The following is a 20,327-nucleotide window of genomic DNA, read 5'->3' as shown; positions in this document are numbered from 1 at the left end:
AAATAGCCAGTTAGGATTAATTTAATTTTTTTTATACCTTGACAATCAGGCTCGTCCGAGCTAAAACCGCTTTCTGATCTTATTAGATTATCTCCCTAAGAAAGTTTTAATTAACTAAAATTTGTCTAGCTATGGCACTAATTTATTATGTGGGAGATGTTCCTGTTTTCGAAGATGAAGCTAAAAGAAAAACACTAACGGGTGAATTAGAAGCTTTCAATAAGGCAGTTACAGAAGGCACTGATTTTCATCTAACGGTTGATCATGGAGAAATTAAGGCTCAAGAATTTGAACGCCCAGATTTTAAACCAATCGAAATTGGCAAACCGTTAAGTATTGAGATTTTAACTGTATATACTGGTGATGCTCCCAATAAATTTTTGGGTAAAAAGGATCTCCTGGTTGTTTCTAGTGTGAAGTCTGTTATTACACATAATGAGGCGCCTAAGGCAATAAATCAAATAGTTAAACGCATTGAGGATAATACATATTACGAACCTAGTGCAAGAAATCAAGGTTCTCCGATTGTCTATTACACTCCTGCTCTTGATATGGGCACAATTTTATGTTCTTTCAGTTTAGTAGCGGACACCTTCAATGAAGAAACTTTTGGGAATATTGCGGGTCTGTTATCAAAAGCTGGAGGTATTCCGGTATTTGCTCCTGCCTCTTCAGTCCTATTAGCAGGAAGCCTTATCAGCGGAATGATTGGTAAATTGGGTAAAGCACTATTTGAGTCAAAACCATACTTCAGAGGTGACTTAGATATTAGATTGGATAGTCCTGGACAAATTGTAGCAAAATCGAGACACATTGCAATCATTGATCCGAGACATTCATATGAGTTTAAAGATTACATTCCTCAGGAAGTACATTTCGGTGGTGCCACAGAAATGAGATTGGTCCATAAAACATCAAAAAAATCTTACGGAGGGGACGCTCCTTATATCCTCATCAGTCTTGATGGAAGGGAAAGAGCCGATTTGAAATCATTCACCCCAACTATCGCCTCGGCCTCTATTTTAGAAAAGTTTTATGGCACTGATGCTCAGGGTCAAACCATTGAAGTAATTCAAGAAGCCTTAGAACTTTACAATGACCTAAAGTATCGAGAAAAGGCAAATGAACTTTCTAAAAAATTGAATGAGTTAGACGAGAATTCACAAGAATACAAAAGTGTTCAAAAGCTTTTAGAGGCTTATAAGAAGAATATTCAAACCGAACTTCTTAAGTTGTAAGTTAGGATATCTCTTTCAAAAATTTTATCCTAATATGAAGCATTCATTGCTCCCTTTATGGCTTTGCCTTTTTTTGAGTCTTTCGGCATTTGGTCAAGAATTCAAAACAATTACAGGGCAATTGGTTGACGAAACTGGTCAGCCCTTGCCCACAGTAAACATAATTGAAAAATTTGCGGATGGATCATTACTGACAGTGTCACCTGTTGGCACTCAGACTGATTTTGATGGTTTTTTTGAAATTACCATTCATTTAGACTCAACACTTGAAATATCATTTTCAGGATTTTCAAATGAAATTTTTAATCCTGGGAGAACTGAGTATCATACCCTTGTTTTATCTCCAGACGGGATTACATCACGATATTGGTGTTGCACCTCTCACACAGAACCCAAACACTGTGATAAGAAGAAAAGTAAGCTCCAAGAACAAGAAGTTCACGATGAAGATGAAAAATACAGATTAAGTAATGGGTAGAGGTAATATAATTATCATAACGATAAGCTTATTAATATCCTTGTACTTGGTAATTGGTGGCATTGCAAGTATTCTTATTGATGAAAAATTTGAACAGGCTCAGACAAAGCCTGCACAATTAGTTGAAGTTGGCAACACAATCTCTGATAATATCCTTTATCAAGAAGCAACTGATGAATATGAAAATTTAATTTTTTTCTATCCAATATACCACAATCCCGGAAGCACTTTCAGTTATATCCTAACTCTTATGGCTTTTGGTCTATTAGGTTCGATTATTCGTGTCTTAATCTTTTGGCTAAAAAAGAGCCCCGAAATTGAGGAATTAAACCTTTACCCAATCCTTGTTCTAGGAACCTGCGTTGGACTTCTGACTATAGTTGTTTCTGAAGTATTACCTGATTTCAAATTCAAGTCTGGTAACAACAAGGTGTTTTATAGTCTAGCCCTTATTGGTGGAGTGTTCACATTAGAAGTATTTGCTTGGCTTCAGAAGAAATTTTCTGAATTTGTTAAAAGTGATGCTAAATCCAAAACGGATAACGACTCCTAAATCTTTTACCTAAGAAAGAGCTTTCAAAATTAAAATAGTGTGTTAGACTTATCCTTAAGCACAGGCATCAATGAGATATTTACAACCTGTGCAACTAAGCTTTTATTCGACTTTTTAATACTTACTTCGACATCAAAACTTTAAATACTTAAATGGTGATGTGGTCCAAACTTTCACACCCCATTTTTCGCTAAATTCGGCTAAAACCCTTACAGGATAAGCCAATTTACTGCGCGTGTAGCTCAGGTGGTTAGAGCGCGTCACTGATAATTTTTTTCTTCGAGCCCTACTCCCAAATTACCCGAAAAAATAAGGGGATTTCATGAAAATCCATCTGCAGGTGATTCCATCCAAACAGTGGGGAGGCTCAAAAATGTTGTTGAAGGTCATCCAATTACTATGACTATTTCAAACTTAATCCATGAATTTTGTGAACACGAAATTCACTTCAAAGGCTGTTCACCAGCTTCAGCACAAACGGCAAAATGTTCTATTTCCCAACTCTTTCGGGATCTCAATTTATCATCCATTGACCAAGTAACTCCTGAAAACACCAGGCACTATTTTTACATGGGTCGGGTGAAGAGAAACTGGAGTGCAGCGACCTTCAGAACGCACTTTATGCGCCTGAAGGTGTTTTTCAGATACTGCATGCAGCGAGGGTTGATCTCAGAAAACCCAGTTCTTGGTATAGAACTCCCTAAACTTCCGAGGCAACTCCCTAAGTGCTTAAAAAAGGCAGAGATTAATCGGCTGCTCGAGTTCGTTGCCAACTACCCCTACCCTTCAAACTTTATTCGCCGACGTAACGAAGCCATCTTTGCAACCTTTCTGTTTACTGGCGTTCGGCGAAGCGAACTTGTTAACCTACACTACACTGATTTAGATTTTGATCGTAAGGTACTTTTGATTCGAAGAGGTAAAGGAAACAAAGACCGATTCATCCCCCTTCACCCAAGCTTAATATCAAAACTTAGACGCTATTTAGAGGAGCGTCATAAACTTCGGAAAACCTGTCCAGAGCTATTCACTAGTGCAAAGCGAAACACTGGATTTACGATCTATGGACTCAAAAATATGGTGGATCGACTCAAAAAAGAGAGCGGAATTAACTTTAGCCTCCACAAATTGAGACACTCCTTTGCGAGACTCATGCTCGAAGGTGGCTGTGATATCTACAGCCTCTCAAAAATGATGGGGCATAGTGACATAAAAACAACAGCCATCTATCTCTTTGCTTCCGACGAGCACCTGAAAGAGCAAATGTCTAAACATCCACTTGCGAACAGCGAAAATGCGAGGTGGGATTTTTAGGTGTTATGCAGGAGATTATCGTTGAGCTAAACTTGAGCTCATGCATGATCGAGATCCTAAAAAGATTAAGTACTTCGCCAAGACCAATTTCAGAACCAAAGAACATCACAAGGTCTTTGGAATCCGAACTCCAGAAGATACTCAGTACCATACCGCAATCATCTCAAAAACGGGGTCTGGTAAAAGTAACATCCTAAAATCCTTTATCATTAATGATCTTGAGAATGGATGGGGGTGTATCGTCATTGACCCACACGGATCACTGGTCGAATCTATCAAGAACTTCGTTCCCACCCAAAGACAGGGCGATGTTATTGATGTTGATTTGACCGACATAGAGGTTAATGGAATTGGATACAATCCCCTTCGCAAAGTCTCAGAGTCCAAGCGCGCACTGGTAGCCAGCGGAATGGTGGAGATCTTAGAACGATTGGTGGAGAAAAAGTCATTTGGTGACAAGATGGGATACATTTTATTTAATTCCATCATGGCGCTCTTAGAATCTCCGGGAGCATTCACTTTTCAGGATGTTTTAAGGCTACTGCAAGACAAAGATTTTAGGAGTGACATCTCGAAGCACATCAAGAACAAAGAGGTAAAGCACTTCTTCACCAAACAGTTTAAACTCTATACTCCGAAATTCGATTTTGTTCCTATTTATAAACTGTTTCAGTTTCTCGCCTATCCACAGCTAAAAAATCTACTTGTTTATAACGAAAATTCTCTTTCAATCTTAAAGGCGATTAATGAATCCAAGTTGGTGTTTGTGAATAACAACAAGGGTGCGATAGGCGGGGCTTCAGAGCTTATTGGAAACCTATTTATTACGGGAATCATGCTAGCTGGATTCGCTCGTTTAAACACACCTACAGACCAAAGAATACCTATCACCATATACATTGATGAAGCCCAGAATTACGCATCGAATTCAAATACCGGGATTGTTTCTATTCTCGAAGAACTGAGGAAAGCAGGTATTCAAGTATGTATGGCGTTTCAAAGTCTTTCATCGCTTGAACCCAGTGTCAAACAGACTGTTTTTTCAAACGTTGGCAATCTCATTATCATGAGAACCTCGGCCGAAGATGGTTTATTCCTATCACGAGAGATGGCTCGATATTACAAGCCATTTACTTATGAAGACTTTGTTCTCATGCCAAAATACCACATGATCGTTCGCATGATGATTCATGGTCAACCGTGCCTGCCTTTCACCGCTACCTCCATAGTGTACAAAGAGTACTTCTGATTGCGGTGCTTTTACGACATATCCACCTCTGCTATCATGTGAGAGAACATAAAAAATTAATAGCATGAGTACTCATAAATCAACAGAACAATCTGCGCAAAACGAAAGAAAGCTAGAGAACATTGATATGATCGGCATTCCACAAAAGGATGCTGTTTCAGAACTCAATAAAAGGGACGCGAACAGAAGATCAGTGCGTAGCTTACCGATGGTCAGAGAGCAACAAGAGTCCTATGAAATTGGTATACGGTACAAGCGTCCCATTTTTGACAAGATGCCTTTAATTGACTCACCTCAAAAAGCTGCTGATCACTTTCGTTTTTTTATTGACAACGATTTTATTGATTATAAAGAAGCATTCTTGGTTATGCTCTTGAACAATGCGAACAAGGTTTTAGGTATGGCCACTATCGGTATAGGTACGTCAACAGGAGTTCAGGTATTTATCAGAGAAATTTGGCAATTAGCTCTATTGACTAATGCATCTGCAATAATTATTTGCCATAACCATCCAAGTGGCAAGCTAGAATTTTCCAAAGCCGATCGCGATTTAACCAAAAAAGTAATCGCAGGATCTAAGTTATTAGACTTTTGCTTTTTAGATCATATCATTCTTACCAAAGAGTCTTATTTAAGCTGGGAAAACTAAATAAGGAAGACGGTCTCGTCTTCCTTTTATTTTATAAAAATGAAGAACGCTTGTTTTCCCTATCCGATCTACAACTCAATACTCGCATCAAGTCACCGGGCCATTTAACTCATATATCGCTGAGAAAAGCACTTTTGGGTGTTTTTGTTTATCCGCTTTATGGCATTTTTAATAATGAGAATATGTTTCACAAAGGAATTTATTCGATTCGTTTCATATATTTATAATTCTACTCCCCTACGTGATACAATGTTAATTTTATAATCATTCTTGATAAAAAAGAGGATGACAGCGTCATCACTAAAGATTTAACGTAATACCCTTTAAGAGTAAAACTGCCATATTTAGGCTACTGAATAAGAGCATGGATATAGATGACTACATACTCCCTATACCTGAATTTAACGTACAACTTACGAGTGCGTTAATTGCTCACAATCATATTCATGTGTATGGAGAACGTGGCTGTGGCAAAACAAGTTTAGTTGCCAGTGCTCTTGACCAATTAGCAGAAATAAGCACTTTAGGCATACAAAGGCAGAATTGTCATGTTCTCAATAGCAGAATTATAAGTAGCACAAATACACGTATAGTTGATGATAGTTGGTTAAAGTACGCTCTTGAACAAAAACAACAACAGCTGTTTGTGATTGATAATACTAGCATAAACTCGGAATACATAATCAACTCATATATACGTCCTTACTACAAGGTCCCAAAAGAGAAGCGCCCAAAGTTAATTACCATTGGAGATGACATCTTCGTTCCAGATAATACTAGGCCACAGCTTATATACGTTCAAGGACTTACAAAACCCCAAGCAACAATATTAGCAACAATAGCATTGGGTGACGTTGATACTGTTGAAACCTTCTTTGAAGAATTCAACTCTGCACTTACTACCTATCCAGGCTCAGTTTATTATAACCCGCTACTACTCAAGGAGTACCTTAAGGTGTTGCAGAATCCTTCGGAATTCCTGATGCCTACCTTGGAACCTTTTAAGAAAGAAGAAAGTTCCATTTACCTTCCCCCCAAGCCGGAATTGATTACGAAAATTGAGGTAGTAAATACCGACCTTCTGGACCGGGTAAAGAGATATCCCGAGCTGATTCATGAAATCGGCCACAGAAAATTTGAAGAACTCAGTTTAGAGTTGATGGCGAAACAAGGTTTTGATGTTGTTGGAACCAAAGCAACAAGGGATGGAGGTAAGGATATGTACATAGTACAAAACTCATTATTTGGTGAGTTTGTGTATTATGTTGAATGTAAAAACTTCTCTGCAGACAGACCTGTGGGTGTTCGATATGTTAGAGAACTATATGGAACGGTGCAAGCAGATCGGGCCACTGCCGGGTTACTAATCACTAGCTCCTACTTTTCAAAAGAAGCTAAAGAATTCAGAGAGCAAATACGAACGCAAATGGGTCTTCTTGATTATCGAGGTATGCAAAAGCTATTGAAATCAATCTAAATCGGAACCTTCAGAATATAATGAGATCGATTTTGCCTTAAAATTCTAACTACAGATTTATGAATTCATTATTCTTTAACAAATATTTAAAATTTCATAATAGTCTGTTTGTCAGTAGTATATTTTCGATTTAAGTGAGATTTCTCTTGTGTAAATGGTTATACGTGGAATCACGTATGAATATTTGGAGATTGTCGCTTATCTTTATCTCAACTCCCCGATAAGAAATTTTCTTTCTTAAAAATACATCTTAATAAACCGCAAATTTATATCATATGCGCACCATCAGCATATGGCACTACATTGTGCTATCTATCATTTTATTTAGCGTACCAGCTACTGCCCAAATTGAGGATGATTCCTTCGATCCCGGACAAGAAATAAACAAAATTATCGCTAATCCCAAGACTCCAGAAGCCGCAGCTTTCGAGAAATACGGCAATACTGAGGTAAATATGTTCACGGGATCTCCCAATATTTCAGTGCCTGTTTATGTATATCCAGGTAGAGAATTGGATTTACCCATTTCTCTGACATATGATGCAACTGGAGTTAAGGTTGAACAGGTCGCTTCTAATGTTGGCTTGTCTTGGAATCTTAATGTTGGAGGTCGTGTTTCGCGGATCGTTAACGGTATGCCAGATGATTTTTTTGATGGTGCAGGAGAAACCGTTACAAAATACAAGACTCATTGGGATGATGTAGTTAGATCGGGGATCTTGTCCTATGAAAGTGAGCACAAACTCTTTAATTCAAAGGCAGATGCAATTGCGTCACTTCAGTTTAAAAAAGAAATCAATGACGGTCATTACGATACACAAGCTGACTACTTTAGTTTCAACGCTCTAGGAATAAGTGAAACTTTTGTTTTTGATATTGAAACACGATTGCCGGTACCTCTCAACAACCCACGTATAAAAGTGGACGCCCACAAACTATATGGGTCTGGTATAGCGCCAATAACAAAATGGACCATTACTGGAGATGATGGAACTATTTATGAATTAGAACAGGCAGAGTATACTCGATCTGAAAATGATGTGAATCCCGATGCCAGATTCTCCTACGGACTCACAAGGAAATACAACTCTTCTTGGTTGCTCACTAAGGTAATCTCACCTACGGGAAAAGACATTTATGAATTTGAATATACGAATCTAGGTGAATATCAGAGTCCTGCACCAGCCACGTTTGTGTCTCAAGTAACAAATCAAATAACTGGGATTGCTGCGTACGATGACATACAACTAGACTATGCCGAATTTTCTCCAACAAAGGAATCAGCGAGTGCTTCATCACAGAGCTGGGTGAATCAATTTCACTTAACGACGATAAAGCATAATGGAGAAATTGTAATAACCCTTGACTTAGGAATTCGTTATGATATTGATTTTAATAACAAGGTTGAACGGGTAAATGTATTTAGTGATTATGGTACAGGAGATAAACTAAGAATCATTGAGCTCGAATATGATTATTTCAAAACATCTTCCACAATCACTCCAAGTCCTTCTACACCTCAAAGTGATATACGCTTACAGCTTGAAGGAATAACGTATAAAGATGGAAGTAATCAAGCAATTAATAGCTACGATTTTGAATATGAATTAGAGAACTCAATGCCCTCTTTGGACAATTTGGGTCAGGATTACTATGGCTACTTCAATGGAAAAACTAATACTGTTTTATATCCAAAGTTTTTCCACCCAGGTGTGATAGATGGTGCCGATAGAACTGTTGATTTTGAAAAGGCTAAACGCGGGATGTTAAAAAAAATCACCTACCCAACAGGTGGGTTTAGTGAGTTTACGTACGGCCCCAACCGTTCAAATTATGTAAATCCTATTGAAGTTCAAGATCAGTATAGCTACGAGAACATAGGATCCCTTGCCTTAGATGGTGGAATCGTTGGAGCGGGAGCTTGGGCAGGTTCAGAGTGTCCTACGATCGGATGTCAAGATATGTATGGCTCAGTTGGTGGTCCACCATTAATTAGTCACTTGGTTTTTAACGTACCTGATAATGACACCTACTTGTTTAATCTGGCCCTACTTAATACTGTTGCCAACAATCCTGGCAAGGATATTATTTTATTTAAACGCAGTGATATAAGCTCTTGCGGGGGTGCACGAATGCCTGCAGCCCTTACCTATGATCAGATTGTTGATATCGGGCCTCTCTATGGCCGTCTTTTGATTGATGTGGATGATGTGATTTATCGCAGCACTACAGCTCATGCTTTTGGTGTCGAAAATCAAAGCTTGAGTTTAGATGCAGGGTGTTATCAAATCACTCTAGTTAATCCTGAAGCTGGAAGCTCCACCGTGTTCAACTTGGGCCGCAATGTGCTGACCACTGGCAGTACAGGAAGCACAGAAGTGGTTAAGGCTGGTGTACGCGTGGAAAACATCAAGGATTATGAAAGCACAGGAGTATTGGCCATGGAAAAGACCTATTCTTATGCCACTGGTGTGGTGATTTCTCAGCCCATTTATGAGTACTATTCCAATCAATATTCGACGGCTCCCAGTGGAGAACAAATAGCGAAAATTTTGCATAGAAGCTCATACGCTTCAGGCACTGATGGTCCTCATATTGCATATCCAAGTGTAAATGAAACTATAGTAGACTTTACAGGAGGCTCAGAATCCATTACCACCTCCAATGCGTTTTACATAGAAAATTATGGCTCTTATTTTAATGGTATCTTCACCTATACCATTGAAGGTAAGCAAACACCAAACTATTACTCTACAGACTACAAACTAGGAAAATCAAAAAAGACTATATCTGATGGAATTGTTAATCCAACAAATTCCGAAACCACAAAGTACATCGAAGAAACGAGCTATGTGAAACAACCCTTCTATTCAAATGCAGGGTTATGGCTAAGAACAGTTGAGAGCAACAATAATATGTTTCCAATACCGCGTGAGGATGGTAATGGTAAATGGTATATAAGCTTGGAACCTGGCACCTTCACTACAGGGCCGAACAGTTTGGAGGGATATGTATATGTTACTCCACCACTTTCTTGCACTACAGAAGGTGTTGGTGCGGACCTTTGTACACCAGCTATTGCTCGTCAAGAGTTTTATTTCACATCGGCTTATGGAAATACAGGTAATGTGTCACAAACAAAGAGTTCTGAACGTGTGTATTTAAGCACTGGCGTCATTGATACAATTATAACTATCACAGACTACACGTATTACGATGATGATCTATTATCAGGAGACTTTAACTCCTTTCTTCTAAAAGAGACTCTTGTTGCTGATAGTCAAGGAAGGCTCGTTCGTTCAGTTATGAAGTATCCTGGCCAATTTACGAGTGAATATAGTTCACTTCGAAGCAGTAATATGGTTGCCATACCTGTAGAGACTTACCGTTATATCAACGATACGTTGGTTTCATCTAAAAAGACCTTGTTTGACGGGATTTATCCTGAAGAAGTTCAAACTGCCAAAGGAAATCAAATTCTAGAAGCAAGAATTCAAATTGAACGATATGTCAATGGTAATGTCGTCCAAACAAGGCAAACAGGTGGCCCACCAACAGCATACATTTGGGGATACGATAAACGCTATGTCGTTGCCCAGGTTCAAAATGCAACTTACGCTCAAATTGAAGCACTGCCAGAATTTGGCACAGGGTTCATAGTTACCGAAGGATTAAATTCAGCTCAGGAGATAGCGCTTAGAAATCTCTCTGGAGCGTTGGTGACTAGCTATAAACACGAACCTTTAGTCGGTGTATTATCTTCCCAAGACCCACGAGGGTACACCATGAATTACTTCTATGACAGTATGCAAAGACTAATACGCGTCGAAGATCAAGATGGTAATATACTACAGGAGTATCAATACAATTACAAAAACAACTAAATCGAAACAAAAATGAAAAAGCTAGTTTATTTTTTATTGGTTTTTCCAATTGTTTTGATTGGACAAACAACTACTGAGAATTATGTGCACAGTATCAATTATAATGTAGCTGTTACGAACGGAAATCAAGCTACTACCCCAGACGCTGGAAAAATAGAAACTATCACTTATGTCGATGGTTTAGGTAGACCTATCCAGTCCATAGACCATAATGGTGGCGGGTCCTATCAAGATATTATCACTGTGATGCAGTATGATCATCTAGGCAGGCAGACAAAACAGTATTTACCATACGCAGATCCAAACCAAATTATAGCGAATACCACGCTAGATATGAGTGATAATGGAATTGTTATCTCTAATTTAGATAGTTACTATTTAACGAAGTACCCCTCTGATTTAAACACGACGGATCCCAACCCATATCAAGAAGTTAGATATGAGTTATCACCACAGTCCCGAGAATTGGAAACAGGTGCTCCAGGAGAAGCATGGAGGCTCGATCCAACTTCAGATGCTGACCATACAGTAAAAATGGAATACAGCGCTAACGCTGGGAATGAAGTACCCCTGTTTTCAGTCAGTTTAGATGCCAATTATGTCCCCACTTTAGTTGATAACGGACAATATTACCCTGCTGCTAGTTTAACAAAAGTTATTACCAAGGACGAAAACTGGAATCCTTCAAGTGGTAATAACAATACGGCAGTACAGTATACTGATAAGTACGGTCGCGTAGTTTTAAAACGAACTTATAATGAGGGAGTCGCTCATGACACGCATTATGTTTTCGATATTTACGGAAACTTAAGCTTCGTAATTCCACCATCTGTTGATGTGTCTGATGGTATTAGTGCTTTAGAGCTTTCAAACTACTGTTATCAATACCAGTATGATTATCGTAATCGACCTGTAGAAAAACAACTCCCAGGAAAAGCAAGAGAATATCTCGTATACGATGCACTTGATAGACCTGTCCTTACTCAAGATGGGAATTTGAAGGCCAATAATCAGTGGCTATTTACAAAATACGATGATCTAGGACGTGTCGCGTATACGGGAATCTATAATACTGTGCAAACGCGCCTTGAATTAGTTACTGCCATGAGCGGATTAAGCGTCTATAATGAAGCTTCATCGACAGCCATAAGTATTGGGGGAACTTCCGTGTATTATACAAACAATGTTTTTCCAAATGACGAAACTAATATGGATCTATTGACTATTAGTTACTATGATTCTTATGTAGATCTACCTACTGGATTTTCTGTACCCACAGATATCTTTTCTCAAAACGTTGCGAATGACGTTTCTGGCTTACAGACTATATCTAAAACGAAGGTGCTTAACACTTCAGATTGGATCAGTACGGTGATGGCTTATGATGATAAAGGGAGAAACCATTACACCTATTCAGTAAATGAGTTTCTCGATACAACTGATGAATTCTCAGCTAAACTTGACTTCATTGGAAATACAGAATATTCACTTAGTGTTCACATCAAAGGAAGTAACTCACCTTTATCAACTTGGGATTATTATACTTATGATCATCGCAATAGATTGTTAACACATCTGCAGGATTTTAATGGATCGGGCTTAGAATTAATTGCTGATAATACATATGATGAACTGGGTCAATTGATAAAAAAGAAGGTCGGCGGCGAGCTTTTCGCCAGTGGATTAACGGGAGGAGTCCGTGTTAATGTAAGCGCAACTGGACGCATTGAAAAGGATGACCCTGGTAATAACGACGCATGGAATGCTGGTATTGCGACGATCGGAAAAATAATGATTGACGGCGGTTTACAATTCACGGTTGTGGATACGGCTCGAGTGTTTATGATTGGACTAAACGATATTAATACTACTCATGGGCCTGGAGATATTGACTATGCGTTCCACGTAAGGACTCTGTCCGGTGAGCATAAATACAGAGTTAAGATCGGATCAAATTATCCTACGGGATATCTGGATTATCAAATTGGTGACATCTTAGCTGTAGAACGAGAAGGTGATGATATTAAATTCATACAAAACGGAATTGTTGTTCATACAGAGCCTACAGGAGGAGTGAACCCACCACTAATAGGAGATGTTAGTTTTTATACCCATGATGCTGCTATTGAAGGGCTTCAGTTTTATGCTACGAATATTGACAAGGTACTCCAAGAAGTAGACTATACTTACAACATTCGAGGTTGGTTGAAAGAGATTAACCCCATTGAAGATCTTGGTGATTTTAGCAATACAGACTTGTGGTCATTTAATATAAACTATACAGGTATTGAGGGGCTTGCTGCAGGAGCTGTACCGCTGTACAACGGAAATATAGCGCAGACCATCTGGCAAACATCAAATGATGATGTAAAGCGCAGCTATACTTATACATACGACAATCTTAGTAGAATAACCAAAGCCAACAGCTCTAGTGGACCAACGCTTGATACAAACGAAGATTACGGGCTGTGGAGCGTGAGTTACGATATGGTTGGTAACATTCAAGGATTGTTTAGAAATGGTAATGTTGGGACAGGAAGAAAACGATGGGATGAGCTCGTCTATCAATATGATGGCAATAGATTGATCAATGTCGCTGACAATGCAACAGGTAGTGGGGCTTCAGAAGGCTTTAACGACGGAAACGATCACACCGTCTTTGGAGGAGTAGATGACTTTACCTATGACATTAACGGAAATTTGATTACTGATGCCAATAAAGGCATTACAACAATTGAATACAATCATTTAAACCTACCCACCAAAGTAGTATTTAACAATAACGATATAGGTTCTGGAGTAGAAGAAACAATAATATATACTTACAGTGCGAGTGGAATAAAACTAGCTAAACGGGTTATTGATTCATCAAACTTGATAGATTTAACCACTGAGTATTCAAGTGGATTCAAATATACGGATGGAACGCTGGAATTTTTAAATCAACCCGAGGGCTATATTCACCCTGTCTCACTTTTAGGAGGAGGAATAGAATATCAATATGTCTTTCAGTATAAAGATCATTTGGGTAATATTCGTTTAAGTTATTCAGACTCAAATAATGACGGTGCTGTTGCTATTACAGAAATAGTTGAAGAATCGAATTATTACCCCTTCGGATTAGAACAAAAAGGCTACAATAATGTTATTTCTGGAGGGAATAGCATCGCGCAAAATTGGAAGTTTGGCGGCAAAGAGTTCAACAACCAACTTGGAATTAATTGGTATGACATTTCAGCGAGGAATTATGATCCTTCTATTGGGCGTTGGATGAATATTGACCCATTGGCCGATCAGATGAGAAGACACTCACCTTACAATTTTGCCTTTGACAATCCAGTTTTCTATATCGATCCAGACGGTATGGCGCCCATTGCAAGTATAGATCCGCCTAAATGGTTAATAAAAGTTTATAACAAGTTAAAGTCATGGCAAACTCAGGGTAGTGCTTTAACAACAAGGACGAGCAACGCCATGAACGAATTCACTCAACCTTTGAGAAATGATATCCAAATGATGAGTAACACCGTCACAGCAGTTTCCAAGGCATATCAAAATGCTGAAGGAGGAGCTTTTGAAACTACCAAAGACCTTTATACCATCCAAGGTAGCATGGGAGGACAAGGTGTTGGCTTTTCTACGGGTAATTTTGGTGGTGTATCTAATAAAGTCGCCAAGAATATTATTAATTCTACGGACAATGCAGCAAGTGCTGGCGCAAGTGGTAGACTACAAGCTGAGGTCGCGTCGATTGCGGATGATCTCCAAGCAACGGGTAGTTCACCGGCGACAGTTGTAGGGGCTGAACTAGATGGGGTAAGTTCAATTGCCACTAGCGGAAGCCCACCATCTGAAATCGCTCCTGTTTTGCAAAAAGCTGCAGACGATCTCGGAGGAATAGGGAATAAAACCACTTCTGGAAATACTGTTGGATGTTGTGGCGAGTTTAGGGCGGCGAACGAAGTTCTTCTTAAAAGACCTAATGCTCTGCCTAGTCAAGTGAAATTTACCGATGCTATTCGTCCTCGAACTGGAGAAATTATCCCGCCATGTGAAAATTGCACCTCGGTGTTTTCGCATCTCGAAAGATAAAGTAGACATTTCAACACTATTTATTCTATTATCTAATTGCTTGTCTGTGTCAAAATATATAACAAATTGATTTAGAATAATCTTGTCAAGAGAAACAATAACAGTTATTAAAATATAATTATGGTTTCAGTAAGTTTTATTCTTTCCAATTCGCCTCCTTTATTCAGAAGGTCATTTACAGCTTTAAATTCGGAACTTAGGCTCGCTATTTTCAAAACTATTTCGCCATCCGGTTCTCTAGCAAAATAACTATCTGCGGAGATTTCAATTAATTTATATATGTCATTTTCGTCAAATTTTTTCCTTATTTGCTTGCCATCTGGCTTTTGTTCGATATAAGTTTTCGGGAAGGCAATTGATGGAAGCAAATTTTTACAGAAAACTATTGGTAAGAATATGTACACCTTTTTAGCCAAATCATCAGTTATGCCATTTTGTTTAAAAAGAGTAATGATTTTTTCTCGAGTAAGTAATCCTGTGTATGATGTTAGCAGCTCAACAGCTAACTCAATTTTAAATAGTAATTCCTTTTTCATTCTTTCTTCTAAGATTCCATTATCAGTCCAAAGCTAATAAAACAGATTAGAGTTAAACATCCAAATTATACCAGAAAATACAAATACTATTTCTGATTTAAAAAGATCAACTTTATGTAAAAAGAACATTTTCATTAATTCATTAAATCGAATTTACGAGGTTTACATTCATTCTATTAAACTACTCAATTGAAACATTGGTAGGTACATTGCTAATAGAATAATTCCTACTACAAATCCTACCAGAAGTGTAAGGACAGGATTAAGAATATTCGATAATTGTCTTGATTGATAAACCAGATCATCTCTGTATTGTTCGTAGAGTTTATTGAAAATATATTCGGTTTGACTCGTTTCTTCTGCAACTTTTAAAAGGGCGATCATCTTTTTTTCGAAGAAAGGATTTCTACCAAAGGCTTTGTGAAGTAATTCACCATTCATAATTTGCGATTCTACTTTCGAGAGCGCGCTGGACAGAGGATAAAATGCAATCATTTCTTTCACTAAGCCAAGAGCTGTCACCAGAGGAACTTTTGATTTAGTGAGCAATGACATTGCATGAGTAAATTGCACGATGTAGCTTCGTTTTATGTGGTTTCCAATGAGCGGAACCCGCAGTACAAATTTTCCAATAAAGCGTTTGTAAGCATTTGTTTTACGAATTAAACTAAACAACAAAATAATTAATAGGCTACCAAAAAATAGCATCCAACCGTTTGTTGATACGAACTCTGAGATCCCTATTATAAACTCTGTAATTCCTGGTAAATTAACCTCGTTCTGTCTGAACGTATCTTGAAAAGTAGGCACGACAAACTTGAGCATAAAAAAGGTTACTCCAATTGCTGTGAGCATTACGATAATCGGGTAGGTTAGAGATCCATATAGTTGTCGACGTTGTTTGTTTTTATTTAAATAGTAATGATAAAGATCTGAAGTGATGACTTCCTTCTGCCCTGTCCTATCCGCTATTCTAAGGGCATGTTGTTCATAGCTACTAAAACCGGGTTCATCTGCAATGGCTTCCGATAATAATTTCCCAGATACTACTTTGGTAATAAGTCTTTCAATAAAGGCTTTATCTTTCTTCTTTTCTTGGCTTTCCAGCATAATCTCAAGAGCGGCTTTGAGACTTACCCCAGACTGCATAAGGATAGAGAGTTCCCTGTAGAAATACTCTTTCTTTTTAGAGCTAAAACTACCACCAAACAAATTAATCTCTTTGTTGAGAATTTGTTCTATGCCATTTTGTTGCTCCTTGCGTGATGTTCTTGTATTTTCAAATTCAATTTCCAAAGGCTGCTAGTTTGGATTCACTGCTACTAAGTGAAGTTATGAATAAAGAAGTTTTATCATTGACTGAAAATATCAATTTCATGGCATCAACTATCCCTTTTTGGGTGGAAGTTCCTACTCTGTAAAACTCTACATCGATTGGACCAGTGTAGAGAGTATCCTTGTTTTTAATGAGGAATTCATTTCCAAATTCATATTCAATGGTTTCAACTGGATTACTAATAACCAAGGTGTTGCTGTCACGAGTACTTATATATTCTGACTTTGCAAAATCGTTAGATATCTCTAATTCAAGAGATCTATAAGCATTGGCAAACTCATAATTAGTCTCAATTAAACCTAAACTTCTTTTTACAAAACCAAGGGCGCTAAAACTCAAAGCGGCAACTATGGCTGTCAGAGCAAGCACCACAAGTACTTCTGATAAGGTATATGCGGGCAACTTTTTAAATCTTATCATTATTCTGCCAGATTTGAGTTATAGTTGATCTGCCCTTCTTCCATTGAGCAGTAAGCTTTATTTCATCTTCATTTTTCTCCAGATAAATATTCCATGCTGTTGTGTCTTCTAAAAACGGGTAGGACAGTTTATTGTTCTTAGCTAAGTAGGCTAGCTCCTTTAGTCGATTTCTGAACAGATCATCATTATTCTTTACTTCAGCACCATAGATGTTTTGCAACGAAGCGCTTGCAATGGAAAACACAACGACTACAATTAAAACTGCCGTGAGCGTTTCCATAAGTGTTGCTGCTCTTATCTTTTTTAATATAACCACTTAGCTATTGTTTGAGGGTTATTCTCTAATGGGAGCCCAGCGATTTTTCTGGGGAGGTTTTCAGTGATAATGCGTCCGTTGAAAATATAGTTGCGATATTTTTGACTGTTTTGATTTGCCACCGTATAGTAGCAAATCAATGTTCCTTGTAATTGTCCCAGCAATTCCACTGCGCCATTGGCATAAATGCTTCCAATAATTGTTGTATTTTCATTTGTACCGATATTAGTATTGAGGATTTCATCGTTACTCTCAGAGTTGTAGTAGATAATATTCCCGCCAAACTTGGCTTCACCAATAAAGCTAACGTTTCCAGTCATCTCTTCCCCACTTTTATCAATCAATACAAGCGATGACGGATATTTAAGATCAACTTGGTTGCCAACAAGTATTGAGTCCGTTGCCATAACATGAAGCCTCGCCGTAACGCCATCTTCTATAATTACTTTTGGAGCAATAATCAAGGCATCACTAAGGTTGGCTTGTTTTGTAATATTAACCGTGGAGGATGATTGAATAATAACCTGCCCGCCTATGTTCTGGTCTATCCATAAAGGATCAGTACTGAAAACATGTGACACGCTACCGCTAAAGGTCTTTTTAATTTCAGTTGAAAGTGAAATGCCTGACTCAGGAATTGTAGTGATAAGTGAGTCTGTCTTGGAGAGCCACTTAGGATCTAGACGAGGAAAATTAATGGATGAAACGTTTCGGTAATTTCCAAAAATGAGCTTTTCACCCAGATAATACTTACCCGCAATTGCGGCCGACTCTACGCCACGTTCGGGAAGGAGTGCAGTTCCTTCAATGCGAGCCTCTCCAGCTACTACAAGTGGAAGAAAATTATCCTTAAGCACTATTGAAGTTGGCTCTTTAAATATCCCACCCGTCAAGGCCTGTTTTTGAAGCCCAAAGCTATCAGTGGTATCTTGAGCCTCGAATAAAAAGAAGCCGCCCCAAGCATCCTGTTTAATTTTGACACTACGATCGTTATAACTATAGGCATCATAATTAGTGCCTGAAAGTGCCATGTCAAGACCTTGAGTGACGGCCTCCAAACTGTTGAGGATTGAAAGGTTTTTAATTTGAAATATGCGTTGGGTTTTACTCAGCAGTAAAAAAGAACTCAAAAGTAGAGCTATTAAGGTTGCTGCTAAAAGTGCAAAATATAGTGCGGAAGCTTGTATGCGCATTAACCATTTCACTGCTTTGCGAACGTCTTAGTCTGCCCTTCGAATCGCACCTTAACCGCCTCGGTATCCCCTGATATCAGTGTGACGTCTGTGATTACCTGTCCTTTAGTGACTAGGTACTCCTTTCCGTTTATTGCAAGTATATATCTAGTAGCATTTTTTGAACCGCTCACTTTTCCTTTATAGATGATTGATGGCCAATTGGCTTTTGTAGATGTCGACTGAGTTTTAGCAGCAGAAGTATTTTTTGGTGCCTCATTCATTGTTCCAAAAAAAGGATCTCTTGGATTCTCGATGAGTTCAAAGCGCTCCTTCTCTTTTGACTCATAGGTTGTAATAGTGCCGCCCTTCAATGAAGAAGTGTCCAATGCGTCATCACCAGAAAGATCACTCACCAACGAAACGATAAAGTACCCCCAGATTCCAAGAACTACAACTAAGAGAAGATATGTTGTTTTATTCACCTTCATCTTTTATTCAACGGTAAATGTAGCTGTTGTGTAAGGGGTTTGATGTCCGCTATTTTGAGCGCGAACTCGCCATTGGTAGCTTCCGGAAGACAAACGAATTTCCAGCGAAAATTGATCTACCACAGAATCCGTCAAAATTTGAGTAGCATTTTCAAAATTAGGCGTCGCCACTTGGATACGATATTCGGTTGCGCCATCAATACCGTTCCAGCTGAATCGTGTGGTTTCATTGTCAATGGTAACTCCATCAACTGGAGCTAAAATTGACACGGCATCCTCGGAAATATCTGGTTCAAAAATGGTCTCCTCACAAGAGTAAGTCGTAACTATGATCAGGCTGAAAAGTAGTATTCTAAGCATACTTAAAGATATGAAAAGCGATGAGAATTTGTAACTGAATGAGCTCTGATTTTTAAGGGATTTTCCCTTTTATAAGCCAATCACAAATTGTATTTTAGTTCCATGCGATATAGAAATTTGCGTAACGAAAAAGTTCCTGCATTTACCTTGAATGAAATGCTTGTCGTCTTAGCTATTATTGGGGCAATCATGTTGATCGCATATCCAAACTTAATGCCCTTAATTACTAAGGCTAAATCTCAAGAAGCCAAATTAAATTTAAAGCATATCGCTCAGCTGCAGACGTTTTACTATTATTCAAATAGTCAGTACTCTATGGAGCTGGATCAAATAGACTTTGTTCATCCCAAAACAGTTGATATGGGCGGCACCGCTCTTTACAGATACGAGGTGCTCTCTGCGGATGCCTCTAGCTTTACCGTGCAAGCTGAAGCTGTTCAAGATTTTGATGGAGATGGCGTTATGAATATCTGGCAGATCAATCAAGATGGTCGACCCACTGAAATTGTCAAAGATTGATCTTGGCAGTAAAAATACTACTAGCCTTTGTCCTCCTTGTTATTGTAGTCCAAGATTTTCAAACCAGGGCTGTTTATTGGTTTCTGTTTCCTGTCATGGCAGCCTTTGGTTTTTGCCTCTTTGTGTCAAATAGCAGCTGGATGGATGTAATAAAGGCTTTGCTGACTAATTTGGCTCTTATTGGAATCATAATCCTATGTCTTTATGCGTATTCAAAGTTTAAATTAAAGAAACCATTTATCA

General features: G+C 38.4%; 17 protein-coding genes. 10 read left to right on the top strand and 7 right to left on the bottom strand.

Going from position 1 to position 20,327, the window contains the following annotated elements; genetic code table 11:
• The first annotated feature begins 131 nt into the window (after positions 1–131).
• From POW22_RS02635 to POW22_RS02595, 9 genes are all read left to right on the top strand, one after another.
• Entirely contained in the window at positions 132–1,238 is a 1,107-nt protein-coding gene (locus tag POW22_RS02635; RefSeq protein ID WP_272830994.1) for a hypothetical protein, read from the top strand.
• A gap of 34 nt (positions 1,239–1,272) precedes the next feature.
• Positions 1,273–1,716 (top strand): peptidase associated/transthyretin-like domain-containing protein, encoded by a 444-nt coding sequence (locus POW22_RS02630; protein ID WP_272830993.1) that lies wholly within the window; start codon positions 1,273–1,275, stop codon positions 1,714–1,716.
• A 40-nt stretch (positions 1,717–1,756) separates the two neighbouring features.
• A complete protein-coding gene (locus POW22_RS02625) occupies positions 1,757–2,269 on the top strand; it encodes a hypothetical protein (protein WP_272830992.1) in 513 nt (170 codons plus the stop codon).
• A 399-nt stretch (positions 2,270–2,668) separates the two neighbouring features.
• Positions 2,669–3,583, top strand: a complete 915-nt coding sequence (locus POW22_RS02620) for a tyrosine-type recombinase/integrase (RefSeq protein ID WP_272830991.1) — start codon at positions 2,669–2,671, stop codon at positions 3,581–3,583.
• Positions 3,584–3,623: 40 nt separating this feature from the next.
• Positions 3,624–4,832, top strand: a complete 1,209-nt coding sequence (locus POW22_RS02615) for a type IV secretory system conjugative DNA transfer family protein (RefSeq protein ID WP_272830990.1) — start codon at positions 3,624–3,626, stop codon at positions 4,830–4,832.
• A gap of 64 nt (positions 4,833–4,896) precedes the next feature.
• Entirely contained in the window at positions 4,897–5,481 is a 585-nt protein-coding gene (locus tag POW22_RS02610) for a JAB domain-containing protein (RefSeq protein WP_272830988.1), read from the top strand.
• A 364-nt stretch (positions 5,482–5,845) separates the two neighbouring features.
• Entirely contained in the window at positions 5,846–6,958 is a 1,113-nt protein-coding gene (locus tag POW22_RS02605; RefSeq protein ID WP_272830987.1) for a restriction endonuclease, read from the top strand.
• A 275-nt stretch (positions 6,959–7,233) separates the two neighbouring features.
• Positions 7,234–10,842: an RHS repeat domain-containing protein gene (locus tag POW22_RS02600; RefSeq protein ID WP_272830986.1), complete on the top strand. Its 3,609-nt coding sequence runs from the start codon at positions 7,234–7,236 to the stop codon at positions 10,840–10,842.
• 12 nt (positions 10,843–10,854) lie between these two features.
• The gene (locus POW22_RS02595) at positions 10,855–14,934 is read left to right on the top strand and encodes a DUF6443 domain-containing protein (protein ID WP_272830985.1); all 4,080 of its coding nucleotides are present in this window, start codon (positions 10,855–10,857) and stop codon (positions 14,932–14,934) included.
• Positions 14,935–15,041: 107 nt separating this feature from the next.
• Here the strand turns inward: POW22_RS02595 and POW22_RS02590 are convergent, their stop codons facing one another.
• From POW22_RS02590 to POW22_RS02560, 7 genes are all read right to left on the bottom strand, one after another.
• The gene (locus POW22_RS02590; protein WP_272830983.1) at positions 15,042–15,470 is read right to left on the bottom strand and encodes a hypothetical protein; all 429 of its coding nucleotides are present in this window, start codon (positions 15,468–15,470) and stop codon (positions 15,042–15,044) included.
• Between the two features lie 168 nt (positions 15,471–15,638).
• Positions 15,639–16,766, bottom strand: coding sequence for a type II secretion system F family protein (locus tag POW22_RS02585; protein ID WP_272830982.1), 1,128 nt, complete (start codon positions 16,764–16,766; stop codon positions 15,639–15,641).
• Complete coding sequence (locus tag POW22_RS02580) at positions 16,756–17,226, bottom strand: PulJ/GspJ family protein (protein ID WP_272830981.1); 471 nt, start codon at positions 17,224–17,226, stop codon at positions 16,756–16,758. Before POW22_RS02580 ends, POW22_RS02585 begins: the two co-directional genes overlap by 11 nt.
• Positions 17,213–17,542: a hypothetical protein gene (locus POW22_RS02575; RefSeq protein ID WP_272830980.1), complete on the bottom strand. Its 330-nt coding sequence runs from the start codon at positions 17,540–17,542 to the stop codon at positions 17,213–17,215. The genes POW22_RS02580 and POW22_RS02575 overlap by 14 nt, the downstream gene beginning before the upstream one ends.
• On the bottom strand, positions 17,530–18,735 hold the full coding sequence (locus POW22_RS02570) for a hypothetical protein (RefSeq protein WP_272830979.1): 1,206 nt from the start codon (positions 18,733–18,735) through the stop codon (positions 17,530–17,532). The genes POW22_RS02575 and POW22_RS02570 overlap by 13 nt, the downstream gene beginning before the upstream one ends.
• 8 nt (positions 18,736–18,743) lie before the next feature.
• Positions 18,744–19,205, bottom strand: a complete 462-nt coding sequence (locus tag POW22_RS02565) for a hypothetical protein (RefSeq protein ID WP_272830978.1) — start codon at positions 19,203–19,205, stop codon at positions 18,744–18,746.
• A gap of 3 nt (positions 19,206–19,208) precedes the next feature.
• Positions 19,209–19,565, bottom strand: a complete 357-nt coding sequence (locus POW22_RS02560; RefSeq protein WP_272830977.1) for a hypothetical protein — start codon at positions 19,563–19,565, stop codon at positions 19,209–19,211.
• Between the two features lie 102 nt (positions 19,566–19,667).
• Between POW22_RS02560 and POW22_RS02555 the strand changes: the two genes are divergently transcribed.
• Positions 19,668–20,084 (top strand): type IV pilin protein, encoded by a 417-nt coding sequence (locus tag POW22_RS02555; protein WP_272830976.1) that lies wholly within the window; start codon positions 19,668–19,670, stop codon positions 20,082–20,084.
• Positions 20,085–20,327: the final 243 nt, after the last annotated feature.

The organism is Gilvibacter sediminis (assembly GCF_028561565.1).
GTDB classification, from domain to species: Bacteria; Bacteroidota; Bacteroidia; order Flavobacteriales; family Flavobacteriaceae; genus Gilvibacter; species Gilvibacter sediminis.
Note: the sequence above shows the minus strand (reverse complement) of the source record. Positions and strands in the feature narration are given on the sequence as shown.